This is a genomic window from Flavobacterium tiangeerense (genome assembly GCF_007830355.1).
Classification (GTDB): Bacteria; Bacteroidota; Bacteroidia; order Flavobacteriales; family Flavobacteriaceae; genus Flavobacterium; species Flavobacterium tiangeerense.
The window spans coordinates 84,901-101,779 of sequence record NZ_VLKO01000009.1 but is presented as its reverse complement, the minus strand read 5'-3'; the positions used below and the strand labels follow the sequence as shown (position 1 = coordinate 101,779).

General features: G+C 34.4%; 14 protein-coding genes. 9 read left to right on the top strand and 5 right to left on the bottom strand.

Features of this window, described 5'->3' with window-relative positions:
- Window positions 1-239 precede the first annotated feature (239 nt).
- Window positions 240-2,648 (top strand): TonB-dependent receptor domain-containing protein, encoded by a 2,409-nt coding sequence (locus tag IQ05_RS11705; protein ID WP_144893174.1) that lies wholly within the window; start codon window positions 240-242, stop codon window positions 2,646-2,648.
- A 203-nt stretch (window positions 2,649-2,851) separates the two neighbouring features.
- Here IQ05_RS11705 and IQ05_RS11700 read toward each other — a convergent pair whose 3' ends face one another.
- Entirely contained in the window at window positions 2,852-3,847 is a 996-nt protein-coding gene (locus tag IQ05_RS11700) for an isoaspartyl peptidase/L-asparaginase family protein (RefSeq protein WP_208653367.1), read from the bottom strand.
- 131 nt (window positions 3,848-3,978) lie between these two features.
- Window positions 3,979-4,986, bottom strand: coding sequence for a 3-oxoacyl-ACP synthase III family protein (locus tag IQ05_RS11695; protein ID WP_144893170.1), 1,008 nt, complete (start codon window positions 4,984-4,986; stop codon window positions 3,979-3,981).
- A gap of 271 nt (window positions 4,987-5,257) precedes the next feature.
- Here IQ05_RS11695 and IQ05_RS11690 point away from each other — a divergent pair, with 271 nt between their 5' ends.
- The gene (locus tag IQ05_RS11690; protein WP_144893168.1) at window positions 5,258-7,669 is read left to right on the top strand and encodes an alpha/beta hydrolase family protein; all 2,412 of its coding nucleotides are present in this window, start codon (window positions 5,258-5,260) and stop codon (window positions 7,667-7,669) included.
- A gap of 100 nt (window positions 7,670-7,769) precedes the next feature.
- Here the strand turns inward: IQ05_RS11690 and IQ05_RS11685 are convergent, their stop codons facing one another.
- From IQ05_RS11685 to IQ05_RS11675, 3 genes are all read right to left on the bottom strand, one after another.
- The gene (locus IQ05_RS11685) at window positions 7,770-8,717 is read right to left on the bottom strand and encodes an ABC transporter ATP-binding protein (RefSeq protein ID WP_144893166.1); all 948 of its coding nucleotides are present in this window, start codon (window positions 8,715-8,717) and stop codon (window positions 7,770-7,772) included.
- A gap of 104 nt (window positions 8,718-8,821) precedes the next feature.
- Window positions 8,822-9,517 (bottom strand): OmpA family protein, encoded by a 696-nt coding sequence (locus IQ05_RS11680; RefSeq protein WP_144893164.1) that lies wholly within the window; start codon window positions 9,515-9,517, stop codon window positions 8,822-8,824.
- A 13-nt stretch (window positions 9,518-9,530) separates the two neighbouring features.
- A complete protein-coding gene (locus IQ05_RS11675) occupies window positions 9,531-10,007 on the bottom strand; it encodes a lipocalin family protein (protein ID WP_144893162.1) in 477 nt (158 codons plus the stop codon).
- A gap of 181 nt (window positions 10,008-10,188) precedes the next feature.
- On the opposite strand from IQ05_RS11675, the gene htpG reads away from it, so the two are divergent.
- The 7 genes from htpG (at window position 10,189) to IQ05_RS11645 (ending at window position 16,853) form a co-directional block, all read left to right on the top strand.
- Complete coding sequence (gene htpG / locus IQ05_RS11670; protein WP_144893160.1) at window positions 10,189-12,075, top strand: molecular chaperone HtpG; 1,887 nt, start codon at window positions 10,189-10,191, stop codon at window positions 12,073-12,075.
- Window positions 12,076-12,446: 371 nt separating this feature from the next.
- Complete coding sequence (locus tag IQ05_RS11665) at window positions 12,447-13,859, top strand: KAP family P-loop NTPase fold protein (RefSeq protein WP_144893158.1); 1,413 nt, start codon at window positions 12,447-12,449, stop codon at window positions 13,857-13,859.
- A gap of 87 nt (window positions 13,860-13,946) precedes the next feature.
- Window positions 13,947-14,378, top strand: coding sequence for an RDD family protein (locus IQ05_RS15605; RefSeq protein WP_144893156.1), 432 nt, complete (start codon window positions 13,947-13,949; stop codon window positions 14,376-14,378).
- Window positions 14,379-14,674: 296 nt separating this feature from the next.
- A complete protein-coding gene (locus IQ05_RS11655; protein ID WP_144893154.1) occupies window positions 14,675-15,130 on the top strand; it encodes a hypothetical protein in 456 nt (151 codons plus the stop codon).
- 325 nt (window positions 15,131-15,455) lie between these two features.
- A complete protein-coding gene (locus IQ05_RS15455) occupies window positions 15,456-15,674 on the top strand; it encodes a hypothetical protein (RefSeq protein WP_208653366.1) in 219 nt (72 codons plus the stop codon).
- 158 nt (window positions 15,675-15,832) lie between these two features.
- Window positions 15,833-16,156 carry a DUF3291 domain-containing protein gene (locus IQ05_RS11650; RefSeq protein ID WP_144893152.1) on the top strand — a complete coding sequence of 108 codons (324 nt, stop codon included), beginning with the start codon at window positions 15,833-15,835 and terminating at the stop codon, window positions 16,154-16,156.
- A gap of 238 nt (window positions 16,157-16,394) precedes the next feature.
- Window positions 16,395-16,853 (top strand): DUF4440 domain-containing protein, encoded by a 459-nt coding sequence (locus IQ05_RS11645; protein WP_144893150.1) that lies wholly within the window; start codon window positions 16,395-16,397, stop codon window positions 16,851-16,853.
- Window positions 16,854-16,879 lie beyond the last annotated feature (26 nt).

Below are 16,879 nucleotides of genomic sequence, written 5' to 3'. Positions count from 1 at the left end.
GGATACCAACATAATTTACAACTCACAATCTGACTGATACATAAAAAACACAAAACAAATCAAAATTACATAGAAATTAATGTAACAATTATACTTCAAAACAGTCTATTATCTTGGTTACTGTGTTCCAAATATTAATTAAATGTTAAATAATACATAAAATAGTATTGTGCTTAACATAGTATTATTTAAAAGAATACATTTGCCTCATCAATCAAATCAATCAAATCAAATTAATCATGAAATTGAAACTATCAATTATCTGCTTTATGGTAACGCTGTTTACTGTACAAGCACAAACTTCAAGTAAAACCTCGCCACTTGAAAACTCTGGACTAATCACTGGAAAAATAATCGACAAGCAAACTAATGAACCGCTTGGATATGTAAATGTAGTTATAAAAGAAGACGGTAAAGTGCTAACCGGCGAAATTACCTCAGAGAAAGGACTTTTTAGCATTAAAAATTTACCGCTAAAAAAGTATACCGTTGAAATTCAATTTATGGGATATAAAACTGTTTCTAAACCAGTTGTACTTTCTATAGATCAAAAATCGGCCAATCTCAATACCATAATTCTAGAAGAAGACGCTATACAACTAAAAGGAGTAGAAATTATAGCAGAACGCTCAACCATTGAACAAAAAATAGATCGAAAAGTGATTAATGTGGGTAAAGATTTGACTACCGCAGGAGCCACCGCATCAGAGATTATGAGTAACATCCCCTCTGTAAATGTAGATCAAGATGGTAAAATTTCCTTGAGAGGAAATGAAAATGTACGTGTTTTAGTTGACGGCAGACCCAGTAACATTGAGGCTTCGCAATTATTAAAACAAATCCCATCAGCCTCTATCAAAAAAATTGAACTGATTACAAACCCAAGTGCAAAATACAATCCTGAGGGAATGTCTGGGATTATCAATATTGTTTTACATAAAAATGCTAATGACGGCCTTAATGCCAGCATCAATTCTGGATTAACATTTGCCCAAACTCCAAAGATTTCCAACACTCTGAACATGAACTACAGAACAGGAAAAGTGAATTTTTTCTCTACTTATGGGGATAATTTTGGGATCCGATTTAATGAAGGCATGATATCACGATTAGATGATAATTCGAATCAAATTTTTGATATAAAGAATGATAACAAGTCACATCTTGTGAAATTTGGAATGGATTATTACATCAACGATAAAAACACCTTGTCTGCTTATACCAATCAAAATATTTTTAAGAGTGATGGTATAATTGATATTAGTGTCGTTAATCCTAACGCTTCTCAAAATATTGGATTAAACTCGAACTACCTCACTGACAATACCGATGGGACGTATAATGTTGCGCTAAAACACCTAACAAGTAAAGAGGGAGAAACACTTGATTTAGAAGTAAATCACAGTATTTTCTCTGAAGATCAAATAGCACGTTTTCGCACCACGTATACCAATCCTAGCATCCCAAGTAGCGCTTACGATGATTCGCTTGGCGAAAAAAGAATTAACACCATCGTAAATCTCGATTACACGAATCCGCTTGACGAAAAAACAAAATTAGAGCTTGGTGCAGAAAGCAGAAATTTACGTACCGATAACGATTATGCTACAAACAACGCTGCTTTGACAAATTCAAATTACACGTATGATTTAGACATTTATTCGGCTTATGCGACCTATGGACAAAAATTCAAAAAAATTGGCTACCAATTGGGTGCACGTTTTGAAAGCTATCATGTAAAAGCAGTGCTAAACGGCACCGTTGCTTACAAAGATGATTATTTTACAGTATATCCATCAGCGTCTATGACGTACTCACCATCTGAAAAAAACCAACTCCAAATTAGTTTTAGCAGACGTGTAGACAGACCTGGAATAGATCAAACAAAACCCCTGAGAGAATTTAGCTCGCCTAGATTAACCTCTATAGGAAATCCAGAATTGGACCCACAATTTACAAACTCAATAGAATTTAATTACACAAAGACACTTTCAAAGGGATCTTTAACCACCGGATTGTTTGTAAGAAGCATTCAAAACGAAATCAACCGAATCATTTATCCAGATCCTCAAAATCAAGACCAACAAATTTTAAGTTTTGACAACTTTGACAACAACACTGCCTATGGATTTGAAGTTTCTATGAATTATAAAATTAATAGTTGGTGGGATATTCAACCTGCAATAGATTACTCAAACATCAACCAGAAAGGACTTGTATCTCAAATAAACACTACTACAAACTCATTCGATTTGGTTACCAAAGAAGTTGCCGCAGCAGCATTTAATGCTCGTTTTAATAGTAATTTCAAAGCTAGTAAAAGTCTACGTTTTCTATTATTTGGTTTTTATAGATCTGGAGTTGATGGTGTTCAATTTAACAACAAAGAAATGTACAAAATTGACGCTGGTGGACGCTACTCTTTCTTGAAAGACAAGGCTACATTAAGCATCCGATTCAATGATATTTTCAACACCATGAAAGCAGGTTTTGAGGGTGAAAATCCGTATCCACAAAGAGGTCAATTTAGATGGGAAAGTCAATCCGTATTTGTAGGTTTCAATTATGCTTTTGGCGGAGGTAAAACTAAAAACCTGCAGCGCAAACAAAGAGAGGACAATACCAAACAAGGTGGAGGTCTGTTCTAGAAAAAAATAGTGTTACAAAATTTTAAATTTTGATAGCATATAAAAAACAGTATGAGTCAGTTGCCTATTTTATCAACTCAATTGTCTAATTTTTTTTTGAATTCGAAAATGCTTTTCCAATTCTAAAAAATTAGTTTTAATAGTTTGTTACCCAAAAAATTCGGAGCATGCCACTCCGAATTTTTTATTTTCATTAAGATTTATTATTTCAAAAAATAAGAAGCATCAATCAAGCGATTTCCTGTTGCATCATGTACCGCATAATTAAAACCACCTTGAATACAATATGATCCGTACTCCCCTTTTTTGTTCAAGGCTATAAAACCAACTTGAATGTCTTTTAGATTTTTATTTCTTTTTTGGGTTAAATTTACAATGCGCATGACCGCCTCTTCACATGCTTTTTGTGGAGATTTCCCTTGTCGCATGAGTTCTACCACCAAGTGACAACCTGTAATTCGTATTACTTCTTCCCCATGACCTGTAGCAGTGGCAGCACCAATTTCGTTATCTACGTAGAGACCTGCACCTATGATGGGCGAATCTCCTAAACGTCCATGCATTTTAAACGCCATGCCACTTGTAGTACATGCTCCAGACAAATCTCCATTGGCGTCAAGGGCAATCATGCCAATGGTATCGTGATTTTCAATATTAGCAATAGGTTTGTAATCACTGGTTTTTAGCCATTCTTTCCACTCCCGTTCTGAGTCAGCTACTAGTAAATTTTCCTTGACAAACCCTTGCGAAACAGCAAATTGAAGGGCACCATCTCCTACCAGCATTACGTGAGGTGTTTTTTCCATTACTGCTCGTGCCACAGAAATGGGATGCTTTATAAACTCTAAACACGCCACAGATCCAATATTAGCATTTTCATCCATGATACAAGCATCAAGCGTCACTCGGCCATCGCGATCTGGTCTTCCGCCATAACCTACGCTTCGCTCTTTTGGATCAGCTTCGGGAATTTTCACGCCAGCCTCAACAGCATCCAGCGCTTTCCCATTATTTTTTAAAACATCCCAAGCAGCCACATTCGCTTGCATACCGAAATTCCAAGTTGAAAGCACAATTGGTTTGTTGATTTTCTTGGGTTCTGCTATATTTTCTGTTTCCGCTTTACCCTTGAAGGCTTGCAAAGCAAAAGCTGCTGAGGCGAGCGCTGTTGTTTTTAAAAAATTTCTGCGGTTTGCCATAATTAAAGAGGTTTAGTATTTGAAATAACGGGAGTATAAAAATAGCTTTTATTTTCCAAAAAAAAAGTCTGTACAAATTTGTACAGACTTTTTACTTTATTATGCATTTACCTTATAAATACAGGGTTTATTTACCATTTTATAATAGCACTTCCCCAAGTAAAACCACTGCCAAAAGCAGCTAAAACAACGGTATCTCCTGATTTTATTTTACCTTTTTCCCAAGCTTCAGTTAAAGCGATTGGAATAGAAGCTGCGGTTGTGTTACCATATTTTTGAATGTTGTTGTACACTTGGTCATCCGTAAGATCAAATTTCTTTTGAATGAATTGAGAGATTCTCAAATTTGCTTGATGAGGAATCAACATATCAATATCAGAAACTTGCAAGTTATTCGCTTGCAATCCTTCATTAATCACTTCGCTAAAACGAACTACAGCATTTTTAAACACAAACTGTCCGTTCATGTAAGGGAAATAACTTTCGTCGTCTGGATCATTATCTGCTAAAATATCTGTTACCCAGCGTCCTCCCATTCCTGGTGCTTTTACAATTAACTCCTCAGCATGTTGCCCTTCGGAGTGTAAATGTGTAGACAAAATACCTTTGGTCAAATCTTCCTCTCTACTTAATACAGCGGCACCAGCTCCATCTCCAAAAATTACCGAAACGCCACGACCACGCGTAGTCATGTCTAATCCAGTAGAATGTACCTCTGAACCAATTACCAAAATGTTTTTATACATTCCTGTTTTAATATATTGATCTGCAACAGATAAAGCATATATAAAACCCGAACATTGATTACGAACATCAAGAGCACCAACTGTTTTTAATCCTAAATCACGCTGTACTAGAACTCCTGGACCAGGGAAATAAAAATCAGGACTCAACGTTGCAAAAACTACAAAATCAATATCTTCCTTGGCAACACCAGCACGTTCAATAGCTATTTCAGCAGCCTTTACACCCATAGATGTAGTCGTATCTTCTCCTTTTATGATGTGGCGTCTCTCTTCTATACCGGTACGCTCTTGAATCCATTCATCATTGGTATCGATAATCTTAGATAAATCGTCATTTGTAACCACGTTTTCGGGTACATAATAACCCAATCCTGCTATTCTTGAATGATACATATAATTATTGTTTTATTAAAATCAGATTGCAAATTTAGAACTAACTCTAAAATTCAGGGTACTAAAATACCACTTTTTTAGCAAATTACAAGTTTTAAGCATTTTGAGGCCTTGCAAACCGTCAACTCAATTATCATAAATGAAATTTAAATTGACAGTATCTATTAAAAAAGAAGATTCTTGTAAAGTTTAACACAACAAATGTAACAACAATGCAGTTAAGCAGACTAAAAATAGATACTATTCAAGCTAATTTAAAATCATTAAAATTATGAAATTAAAAATGTCCTTACTCCTTTTCCTTGGCATGAGTTTACAGACTTTTGCACAGGAAAACGTAACCTACCAAAAACCATCTCCATCTATCTTGACTCTTGCTGATTATGAAAGAGCTCCATCAGTGTCAATGGATACTAAAAAAGAATACCTTTTATTATCTTATCGAAATACCTATAAGTCCCTTGACGATTTAAATCAAGATGAACTTAGACTAGGAGGTTTACGTATCAATCCTACTACAAATATTTCAAGTACGGTTACCTATGTGAACAACTTAAAAATTAGAAAAGTAAAGGATCAAAATGAAGTACAAGTTGCTGGTCTTCCTCAAAACCCACGTATCAGTAATATTTCTTGGTCACCTAATGATTCAAAAATTGCATTTACGCATACTGCCGCAACTGGTGTTGAGTTATGGACTATCGATGTGGCATTGGCTACAGCCAAAAAAGTAAGTGAGGCTACCTTAAACGCCAATATTGGAAGTCCGTTTGTATGGATGAAAGATAACAATACACTTCTTGTAAAAATGCTTCCTAAAAATAGAGCAGCTTTGCTAGATTCTAAAAAAGATTTGCCTACCGGACCAATTATTTCTAACGCTGATGGATCTAAATCTCAAAACAGAACCTATCCTGACATGTTGAAAAATATGAATGATGAGATCAATTTTGAGAACATTATGACATCCGAATTGTACAAAATTAATTTAGATGGTACAGCTACTCTATTTAAAAAGGCAGCTATGTACGCGGGTGAAAGTTTCTCCCCTGATGGAAATTACTTGATGCTAACAACTATTCAAAAACCGTTTTCTCACATAGTTCCTTTGAGTCGTTTCCCATCAAAATCAGTGGTGTATGACAAAGACGGCAACGAAGTAAAAACAGTTAATGAAGTACCCTTAACCGAAATTATCCCGAAAGGTTTTATGGCTGTCAGAAAAGGAAAACGCAACATGAGCTGGAGAGCAGATAAACCTGCTACACTAGTTTATGTAGAAGCACTTGATGGTGGTGACCCAGCGAACAAAGTTGATTTTAGAGATGAAGTACTGCTATGGAACGCACCTTTCACCTCTCCTGCAAATACGCTTGTAAAAACACCACAACGTTTTAGCGGCATCATGTGGGGTACTGAAAATGTAGCGGTACTGATGGATGAATGGTACGACACTCGTAATACTAAAACATACCTCATCAATCCTGCAGCTCCTGAACAAGCTCCTAAAGTAATTTTTGACCGAAATTCTCAAGATGTGTATGCAGATCCTGGAAATTTTGAAACTCGCAAAAACGAATTCAACAGATATGTACTGGCTATAGAAAACAACAAAACTTTTTTAATAGGTGCTGGTTTTACTAAGAACGGACAATTCCCTTTTATTAGTGAAATGGATTTAAAAACATTGCAAACTAAGAGACTATACACCTCATCGTACACGGACAAAAAAGAAGATATTCTAGAAATTGAAAACTTAAAAGAAGGTACGGTTTTGGTACAAATTCAGTCTAAAAACGAATATCCAAACTATTACTTGAGAAACATCAAGCAAAAAAATAAACTAACACCTATCACCACTTTCCAAAATCCTTTTGAAAGCATTAAAAACGTTAATAAAGAAGTGATTAAATACACTCGTAAAGATGGTGTTCAATTATCTGGAACCTTATATTTACCTGTAGGATATGACAAGGTTAAAAAAGAAAAAATGCCATTGTTGATTTGGGCGTATCCAGCAGAATACAAAGACAAAAATTCAGCGGGTCAAAGCACGCAGAACCCGAATGAATTCACTTTTCCAAATTACGGTTCGTTTGTGTACTGGGTAACCAAAGGTTATGTGGTACTGGATGATGCTGCTTTCCCAATTATTGGTGAAGGAACTACGGAGCCAAATGATAATTTTATCACACAACTAGTAGATAATGCCGAGGCTGCTATTAATGCAGTTGATGCTTTAGGATACATTAACCGTAAAAAAGTAGCTGTAGGCGGACATTCATACGGAGCTTTTATGACAGCTAATTTACTAACACATTCTAATCTTTTTGCATGTGGAATTGCACGTAGTGGTGCTTACAATAGAACATTAACTCCTTTTGGTTTTCAGAGTGAGCAACGCAACTACTGGGAAAGTCCAGAAGTATACACAGCGATGTCTCCGTTTATGAATGCTGGAAAAATGAAAACACCAATGTTGTTGGTACACGGTGAAGCGGATAACAATCCGGGAACGTTTACTTTGCAAACCGAACGCTACTTTCAAGCTCTGAAAGGACTTGGAGCTCCAGCTCGAATGGTGATTTTACCAAAAGAAAGTCATGGTTATGCAGCCAAAGAAAATATTTTGCACCTGCTTTGGGAACAAGATCAGTTTTTAGAAAAATATTTGAAAAACTAAACGCAGCTTGATCAAGCCCAGTTTTTAAACACAAAAATCCCCGAAATCAAATCTGGTTTCGGGGATTGTTTTTTTATATCAAAAGGAAAAAAATTTAGCTTTACGCTAACATCAAGTTGACTTCTTGATTAAAGTCTAATTCCGTGTCATGCTCAAAGAAAATGGCTCTTCTGTCAAAAGCAGCTTTAACTAAAAAATGACCGCCTCTAAAATAGCATTGCTTGACAACCGCTGTCATTTTTGCATTGTCTACAACTTTTAATTGGTGCGGATACAACAATAAATATTCGTCATCAGCGGGGTCAATGTCTATAATTTGTGACAGCATAAACTCATTGACTTCACCAAAAAGAGACGCTACATATTTATTTGCCGGAAGTTCATACAAAGCTCTTGAAGCACCTTTGATCACTACTTGTCCTTGCTGCAACACAATAGTTTCATCTGCAAATGACAAGGAATCCACACTATCATGTGTGGCTATGATACAAGTAATTCCTTTTTTCTTTAAATAGGCAAACAAGTTGCGTCTTAAAGCATTCTTTCTGAAATTATCAATATGGCTGAAGGGCTCGTCTAGCAATAAAATTTCTGGCTCGAGGGCCAAAGCTTTGGCTAAGGCTACCCGTTGTTGTTGTCCACCACTTAAATCTTTGGCTTTTACTTTGGCAAAATCCGTCATCTCTACCATTTCGAGTAGCTCTTGAATTCGGAGTTTTTTTAGAGGTAAAAAAGCGCTCGACAAAAATTTCCCCACATTTTCCTCTACGGTAGTGTAGGGCATTAAATCAAAATCTTGAGCCAGGTATTTAATATAAGCAACGCCAGGAATCAAGTTGTATTTAGGACCCAGTATTGGTTTTTCGTTGTAACTAATTGACCCACTATTGAGATCCAGTAAACCATAAATCAGTTTGAGTAAGGTACTTTTTCCGCAACCACTTTCCCCAATAATAGCAATGTTTTGCCCTTTCTCAATAGTAAAATTAATATCTGTTATTACAGGCTTGTCACTATAAGAAAAGTGTATATTTTTTATTTCTAGCATCATCAAAAATTAAAGTGCAAATTTACAATCTTTAAATCAATTTTAAGCACAAAAAAAGCTGCTTCTAAAAAGAAACAGCTCTTGTTTTTTAAAGTACTTTAAGCTTATTTTTTCACTTCAGCTTCAGCATCTTTTATCATTTTTTCGTTAGCCGTAATAGCAAACTCTACACGACGGTTTTGGCTTCTACCTTCATTAGTTTCATTAGAAGCAATAGGATCAGCAATACCCATACCTGTTACTTTAAATCTAGCAGAAGAAACTCCTTTGCTTGACAAGTAATTACGTACCGCCGCAGCTCTATCCCCTGAAAGTTTCAAGTTATAATCTGCTGGACCTGTACTGTCAGTGTATCCGTAGATAGTAATGTTCGTATCTGGATATTCTCCAAAAACAGGAACTAATTTATCTAGATTAGTTTTTGCAGCAGCAGTCAAAGTAGATTTGTTCGTATCAAAACGTACTGCATTTTCATTCAAAACCAATTTAATTCCTTCTCCTACACGTACTACCTCAGCACCTGGAAGAACAGCATCAATTTCTCGTGCTTGTTTGTCCATTTTATTACCAATAGCGCCACCTGCAACACCACCAATAACTCCTCCTAGTACAGCACCCATAGCACCATTACCACCTTTTCCTAAATTGTTACCTAGAACTCCACCTAGAACAGCACCTGCAACAGCACCTATTCCTGCTCCTCTTTGAGTTTTGTTTGTGTTTTTCACAGCCTCACAGCTTGTAAAAATTGAACCTATAACCATTATTGTTGCTATAGCAACTACTGAAATCTTTTTCATGTTATCTTATTTTTTAGTTAGTTTTTTGAAACTGATATATTACATCAGTCATTTTTCCTGCTACATCTATTTTGTCTACTAGTTGAAACGAAGTTTCAGTTTGATTAGCAAGACCTAAAATATAACCATCTCTCACTTTTCTTGCTTTTTCGCCAGCGTCTAAAACTTTTAAAACAAACTGACCTTCATTGTTTACAAACCAAGTAATTGGAGAACTAAATGCAACACAATTTGCTTTGGTCAAAGCCATAGTTCCTTTGTTATTGTTTGATACAAATTTCCAGGAACTACCTACAAAACATTCCGAGTCAGCCAACTGAAAGCTATTTACTTTTACATATTGAGATCCTGGATATGTTACTGAGCTAATAACCCAGTCTCCTTTGATGGCAACTTGCGATTTTCTATCTGTTTTGGTACTCGTAGCTGATGTTGACTTGCAAGCAAACATCAAAACGGCTATAGCGCACACTAAAATAATTTTTTTCATTTTGATACATTTAATGAATTAATACTTACACAAAGATACTATGCATTTTTGAAATTATGTTTCACAATTTTAACATTTTGTATCATAATTAACGCTTACGCCATTTTGTCACCCTTTTTACAATTGGTATTCTATTTGAAAGCCTGATTGGTAACCAATTTAATTTTAAAATTTAAAAAATATGACAACAGGTAAAATTAATGTTTCAGTAGAAAACATCTTTCCCTTAATCAAGAAATTTTTATACAGCGACCACGAAATTTTCTTGAGAGAATTGATTTCGAACGGTACCGATGCCACCTTAAAATTAAAGCATCTGATCAGTATTGGCGAAGCCAAAGTAGAATATGGCAACCCAATGATCGAGGTAAAAATTGACAAAGAAGGAAAGAAAATCCACATCATCGATCAAGGTTTAGGAATGACTGCTGATGAGGTTGAAAAATACATCAATCAAGTTGCTTTTTCAGGAGCCGAAGAATTCTTAGACAAGTACAAAGACTCCGCTAAAGATTCTGGAATTATCGGACATTTTGGTCTTGGTTTTTACTCTGCTTTTATGGTAGCTGAGAAAGTAGAAATCATCACCAAATCATTCAAAGACGAGCCTGCTGCACACTGGACTTGCGATGGTAGCCCAGAATTCACTTTAGAACCAGCTGATAAAACTACACGCGGAACTGAAATTATTTTGCACGTTGCTGAAGATTCTTTAGAATTTTTAGAAGACGCCAAAATCAAAGATTTGTTGAACAAATACAACAAATTCATGCCTATTCCAATTAAATTTGGAACTAAAACACAAACATTGCCTAAGCAAGAAGATGCTCCAGAAGATGCCGTTGCCGAAACCATCACCGTAGACAACATCATCAACAACCCAAATCCAGCTTGGACCAAACAACCAACAGAATTGGCTGCTGAGAATTACAAAACCTTCTACCACGAGTTGTACCCAATGCAGTTTGACGAACCGTTATTCCACATTCATTTAAATGTAGATTATCCGTTCAACTTAACTGGTATTTTGTATTTCCCAAAACTAGGATCTGATTTGCAAATCCAAAAAGACAAAATTCAGTTGTACCAAAACCAAGTCTATGTTACCGATAACGTAGAAGGAATTGTACCTGAATTTTTAATGATGTTAAAAGGTGTGGTAGACTCGCCAGACATTCCATTGAACGTATCTCGTTCAGGATTGCAAGCTGACGCTGCCGTTAAAAAAATCTCTAACTACATCACGCGTAAAGTTGCCGATAAGTTAAAATCATTGTTCACAGAAAACCGTGAAGATTTTGAACAAAAATGGAATGACATTAAAATTGTTTTGGAATACGGAATGTTATCCGAAGACAAGTTTTATGAAAAAGCAGGCGCTTTTGTACTTTACCCAACCGTAGATGGCAAATTCCACACGCTTGAGGAATTAAAAGAAAAACTAGCTGCCACGCAAACCGATAAAGATGGTAAACTTGTCATCTTGTACGCAGGTAACAAGGATGCGCAACACTCTTACATTGCTACAGCCAAAGACAAAGGATACGAAGTATTGTTGCTAGACTCTCCAATTATCTCGCACTTAATCCAGAAAATTGAAGGCGACAACAGCAACCTGACTTTTGTACGTGTAGACTCGGATCATATTGACAACTTGATCAAGAAAGACGAAACTACCATTTCAAAACTTTCAGATGAAGAACAAACCAGCCTAAAAACCGTTCTAGAAACCATTGTACCAAAACAAACGTACAGCGTACAACTAGAAGCGCTAGACAGCAACTCGGCACCATTTATCATCACACAGCCAGAATTCATGCGTCGTATGAAAGAAATGAGCCAAAGCGGTGGCGGCGGAATGTTCGGGATGGGTAACATGCCAGAAATGTACAATTTAGTAGTAAACACTAACTCTGAATTGGCCAGCAGCATTCTAAACAACAAAGACAAAGACGCTCAAGAAAGCCTTGTAAAACAAGCGCTAGACTTAGCCAAACTTTCTCAAAACTTGCTAAAAGGTGAAGCCTTAACTGCATTTGTAAAAAGAAGTTTCGAGCTAATAAAATAAATATTAGATTTTTAGATCGTTAGATTTTAGAGTAAACCTGCAAGCGACCCCGAAGTATCGGGACTTGCAGGTTTTTTTTTGGAGCAGATCAGCCGTTTTCAGCAGGCGTGTACTCCCGCTATACGCTGTAATCTTTGCTTTTGGCTGCCGCCACCGCAAAGGATTTTCGCTGCTATCGGGGCTATTTGACACGGATAATTTTTACAAAGTCGTTTTTGAAAAACATAATTTGTAAGATTATTTTAATACATTTGAGAAATGAATGAGGTGAGATGGAACTTTTTTTAATTCCGCTGAATTGGGTGGTGTTTGCGAAGGTTTGATACACCAATTCGTAAGTTACCAGCAAGTTTATAAAAAATCTTAATCAAATGAATATTAGACACCACGAAATAGAAATAGAACAGCATAACCCTTTTTCTAATTGTAAACTCGGCAGGCAAAAATATTCTACTGTCTTAACTAGCATAATCAATTCATATCCAAATGGTTTTGTATTAGGTTTAAACAACAAATGGGGAACTGGAAAAACTACGTTTGTAAAAATGTGGCAACAAGATTTAAAAAACAACAATTTTCAAACTCTGTATTTTAATGCTTGGGAAAATGATTTTGAGAATAATCCTCTAACTGCATTAATGGGAGAATTAAAGACTATTACTAATGTAGATACAGAGCCAAAATTTAAAAACACGCTAAAAAAAGCAGCAATATTATCTAAAAACATAGCCCCAATAATTGCAAAAGCAATCGCTGATAAATATATAAATACTGACGGTGTAAAAGAAGCAATAATTGGAGTAACAGAGGGATTAGTAAATATTTTTGAAAACGAAGTTAATGAATATGAAAAAAAGAAAAAAAGCATCTCTGATTTTAGACAAAGTTTATCAGAATTCATTTCAAATACTAACAAGGGAAAACCGTTAGTCTTCATTATTGACGAACTAGATAGATGCCGACCAAACTACGCAGTTTCAATACTTGAACAAATAAAACATTTTTTTTCTGTCCCAAATATTGTTTTTATTTTATCAATCGATAAAGAACAACTTGGTAACGCAATTAAAGGTGTTTACGGAAGTGATAAGTTAGATTCCGATGAATATTTAAGACGATTTATCGATATCGAATATTCAATTCCGGCTCCTGAAGTAGACATTTTTTATAAATATTTATACGAATATTTCCAGTTTGATGATTTTTTCAATTCCGTGGATAGATTAAAGCACTATGAATTAAAATCTGACAAATTAAATTTCCTTGATACTTGTAAACTACTATTTACGAATGCTAATGTTCCCTTAAGACAACAAGAGAAAATATTTGCACATTCTAGATTAGCTTTAAGGAGTTTTACATCAAATATGTTTGTAACTCCACATCTTTTTATGTTGTTAAATTTCATAAAAATAATAGACAATAAATTTTACGAACAACTGAAAAGCAAACAACTTTCAATAAAAGACTTACAGAACAAATTTTTATCTATAATCAAAATCCATATTAACGAAGATTCTGAAAGACAACTTATGTGGCTTGAAATTTCTTTAATTAACGTTTACAATAATTATAATCAAGACAGATATTATCGAAAAAAATTATTTGAAAGAGACAAGGATACTGGGCTTAATATAGCATTAATTAGTTCAATTTTAAAGGAAAATTCAGAATCTGATGTTATGCATATTCTGGAAAGTATAAACCGAGGTCATCGCGAAGGAGATTTAGATTTGTCTCATTTCACAAATAGAATAGACTTGTTAGAAAATATACAAATATAAAAACCTATCTGCTAGAAGTGTTTAAAAGTTATTCATGCGAAGTCAGAGACATCCGAAAAACAGGTAAACGAAGTATACTATATTGAAATGACAAAAATTAATTATTTAGTACGTCGAGCTAGTTCGGCTTTAGTGGATTTGCTTGTATTTGCTATTTGCTGCAAACTTTTAGAGCCAATTTTTGGAGAAAAGAATCTTGATGGCACCTATTCTTTTAACAGTGGATTGGTCCTTATTTTATTTTATTCTTTTTACTTAATTCAAGATTTTTTTTTCAAAAAAACAATTGGTAAGTATTTACTAAAACTAGAATTAAACTTTGAAAAACAATCCGATTTAAATGGGTATCGCAAGTATTTAAAAATAGTGTTAAGAAGGCTTTTTGATTTGATAGAGTTAGTTTGCCCTTTGATTTATATTTTATTTATAATTTCCACAAAAAACAATCAAAAGTTAGGGGATATAATTTCTAAAATTACTGTAAGGCCAGTAAGCACAGCTCCTCGATCTGTTCTTTAAAAAAAGTTCTTAAAACTCGAGATTGCTTAGTGACTACCTCTGAATCAAGCTGCTAGAAGTATTATTAAAAAAAACGTTTTAACAAACAATGTGCTAAATGCTATGCCTTGCAATGCGCAGTTACAGACATTCGCACAGAATCTAGTTTTAATAACATTGTGTTCTAAAAAAGAAGACTTCGTGGACCGAGAGTCTACTGCAATTCTATTTAATGTTAATCAAAATAAAAAAACAAGCAAAACAAGCAAAATTGTAGAAATTAATTAACTTTCACACAAACTTTAAATGTATAAAAAATGAACTTTACACAAAAAAAATTCAGTCTAATTTTCATGTTGTTTTTTAGCCTATCACTATTGGCTCAAGAAGCAAATAATGAAACAAAATTGCTACAAGATATCAATTCTATTTTGTCTAATAGTATTGCAGCAACTACGTATACCATTTCTATTTCCAATGATGATATAATAGCAAACTGTGGTTTCAAACAAACATTCCCACTAGATAAAATTGATATCGAAAAAATTAAAATTAAAAAAGAATCGATGCAAATTAACAATCAAGGTAGAAAGGGAAATCTCTATTATTTGAAATTATTTAGCAATGAAAAAGGAAATCATGTTGTTAATGATAGTTTTCCGGGAAAAGTAAATATGTTGCTTATTACTTTTAGTCACGAACAACCAGAAACAGTTCAAAAACTCAAAGATTTACTTATTGAATTGGTTAAAAACCATATTTACAGAAAATAAACTAATACTATTGGTCCTCTTCTTGCGCTAGCGTCTGATCCAGCTGCTCGAAGTGTTTTAAAAAAAACTCTTAAAACTCTGGACTACTGTGCAAATGTCTCCCCATCTACTCGAAGTGTTTTAAAAAAAAGTTCTTAAAAGTAAGACTGCTGTGCGAATGCTTGCGGATATATGCTATAACTTGCGAAGTGAAGTCAGAGGCATTGGCACAGCACAAGTTCAGATATCATTCTGTTCTAAAAAGGAAGACTTCGGGGAGCGCTTGAAATTAAATTCAGCGATTAAAACATAATCATTACTTATCAATCCCTTAAATACTCACAAAATGAAAGATGAGAAAAGAAAAATAATTAAATCCCAAAAAAACGCAGCCCTACTTTTAATTTTTGGTCCATTACTGGCGCTAATCTCATATAGCAGCAAAGATGACTTCGACAAATATGGAAATAACAATTACTACATCTGCGCCTGTCTATTTGTGATTATGATTTGCGGCGCACTAGCATTAAAGAATAGTTTACGTAAACTAAAAGAATTGAATTGATGCCCAGCTGCTCGATCTGTTCTAATAAAACGTTCTTAAAAACTCGAGTCTGCTTTGCGAATATCTATGAATTAGGGCCCTAGCTAGATTCGATGGTGTTGAAAAAATGTGTTGTACCAATTTATAAATTAGCGCTCATTGTAAAAAAATCGAAATAAATGATAGTATCAATAACTAAAATAGAGCTAAATTCTTTTTCAAAACTTATTGATTTTTTTAAGTTTAATAGACAAATTATAAATCAGTTAAAAGAATCAAACTGCAAAAAATATAAAGCAACAGGAAGTTGGAATTTAAAAGTTTGGTATACAATGACTTTATGGGAAAATGAAAATCAAATTAATGACTTTTATCGTAATGGAAATCATTTAGAGGCAATGAAGCAATCAAAAAAATTTTCATCAAAAATTCAATCACATAGAATAGAAAATGACGATTTGATAAATTGGAAAGAATCAAAAAAATTATTTATTAAAAAATAATTAAATAGAAACAACGAACCACTAACAGGCGTCACACACAAGCCAGCTGTTCGATCTATTCTGTAAAAATAAGTTTTAAAAACTTTTACAATTTATACACTTGCCAACTCATTGATAATAAATACATTATTTAAAAAACTTTTTTAATACTTTGAATCAAAAAGCTTTATAAGTAGCAACAAGAAAAAAATTAGATAAATTAAGTTCTTCATCTAGCAGTTAATTTAATTTCAAAAAAATGAAAAGACGTAACACCATAATATTGACGCTGTTTTTTAATTCGATAGCATTCGGTCAAGTTTCAAATGAAACCCACAAAAAACAAATTCAAAAACTAGTACTCGAATCGTTTGATGAAATTTGGTCCAAACTAGAACCTAAAAACATTGAGAAATATTACACCAAAGATTTCCTGCTGTTAGAACACGGCGAAGTGTGGAATAACGACACCATTGCAACACATTTGAACAAAGCCAAACTCAAATTACCCATGCCAAAACGAGTAAACACGATTGAAATTATTGACATCAAAATTACCAACAAAACTGCTTGGGTGGCCTACCACAACCATGCAACCATTTCTGTTGATGATAAAATTATTAGAAAAGCCCACTGGCTAGAAAGCGCCACGGCAATTTTAACCGAAAAAGGCTGGAAGTTTGATATGCTGCATTCTACTAGAGTAAAAAGTGAGTGAAAAATACAATCGTATGTAAATGTCGC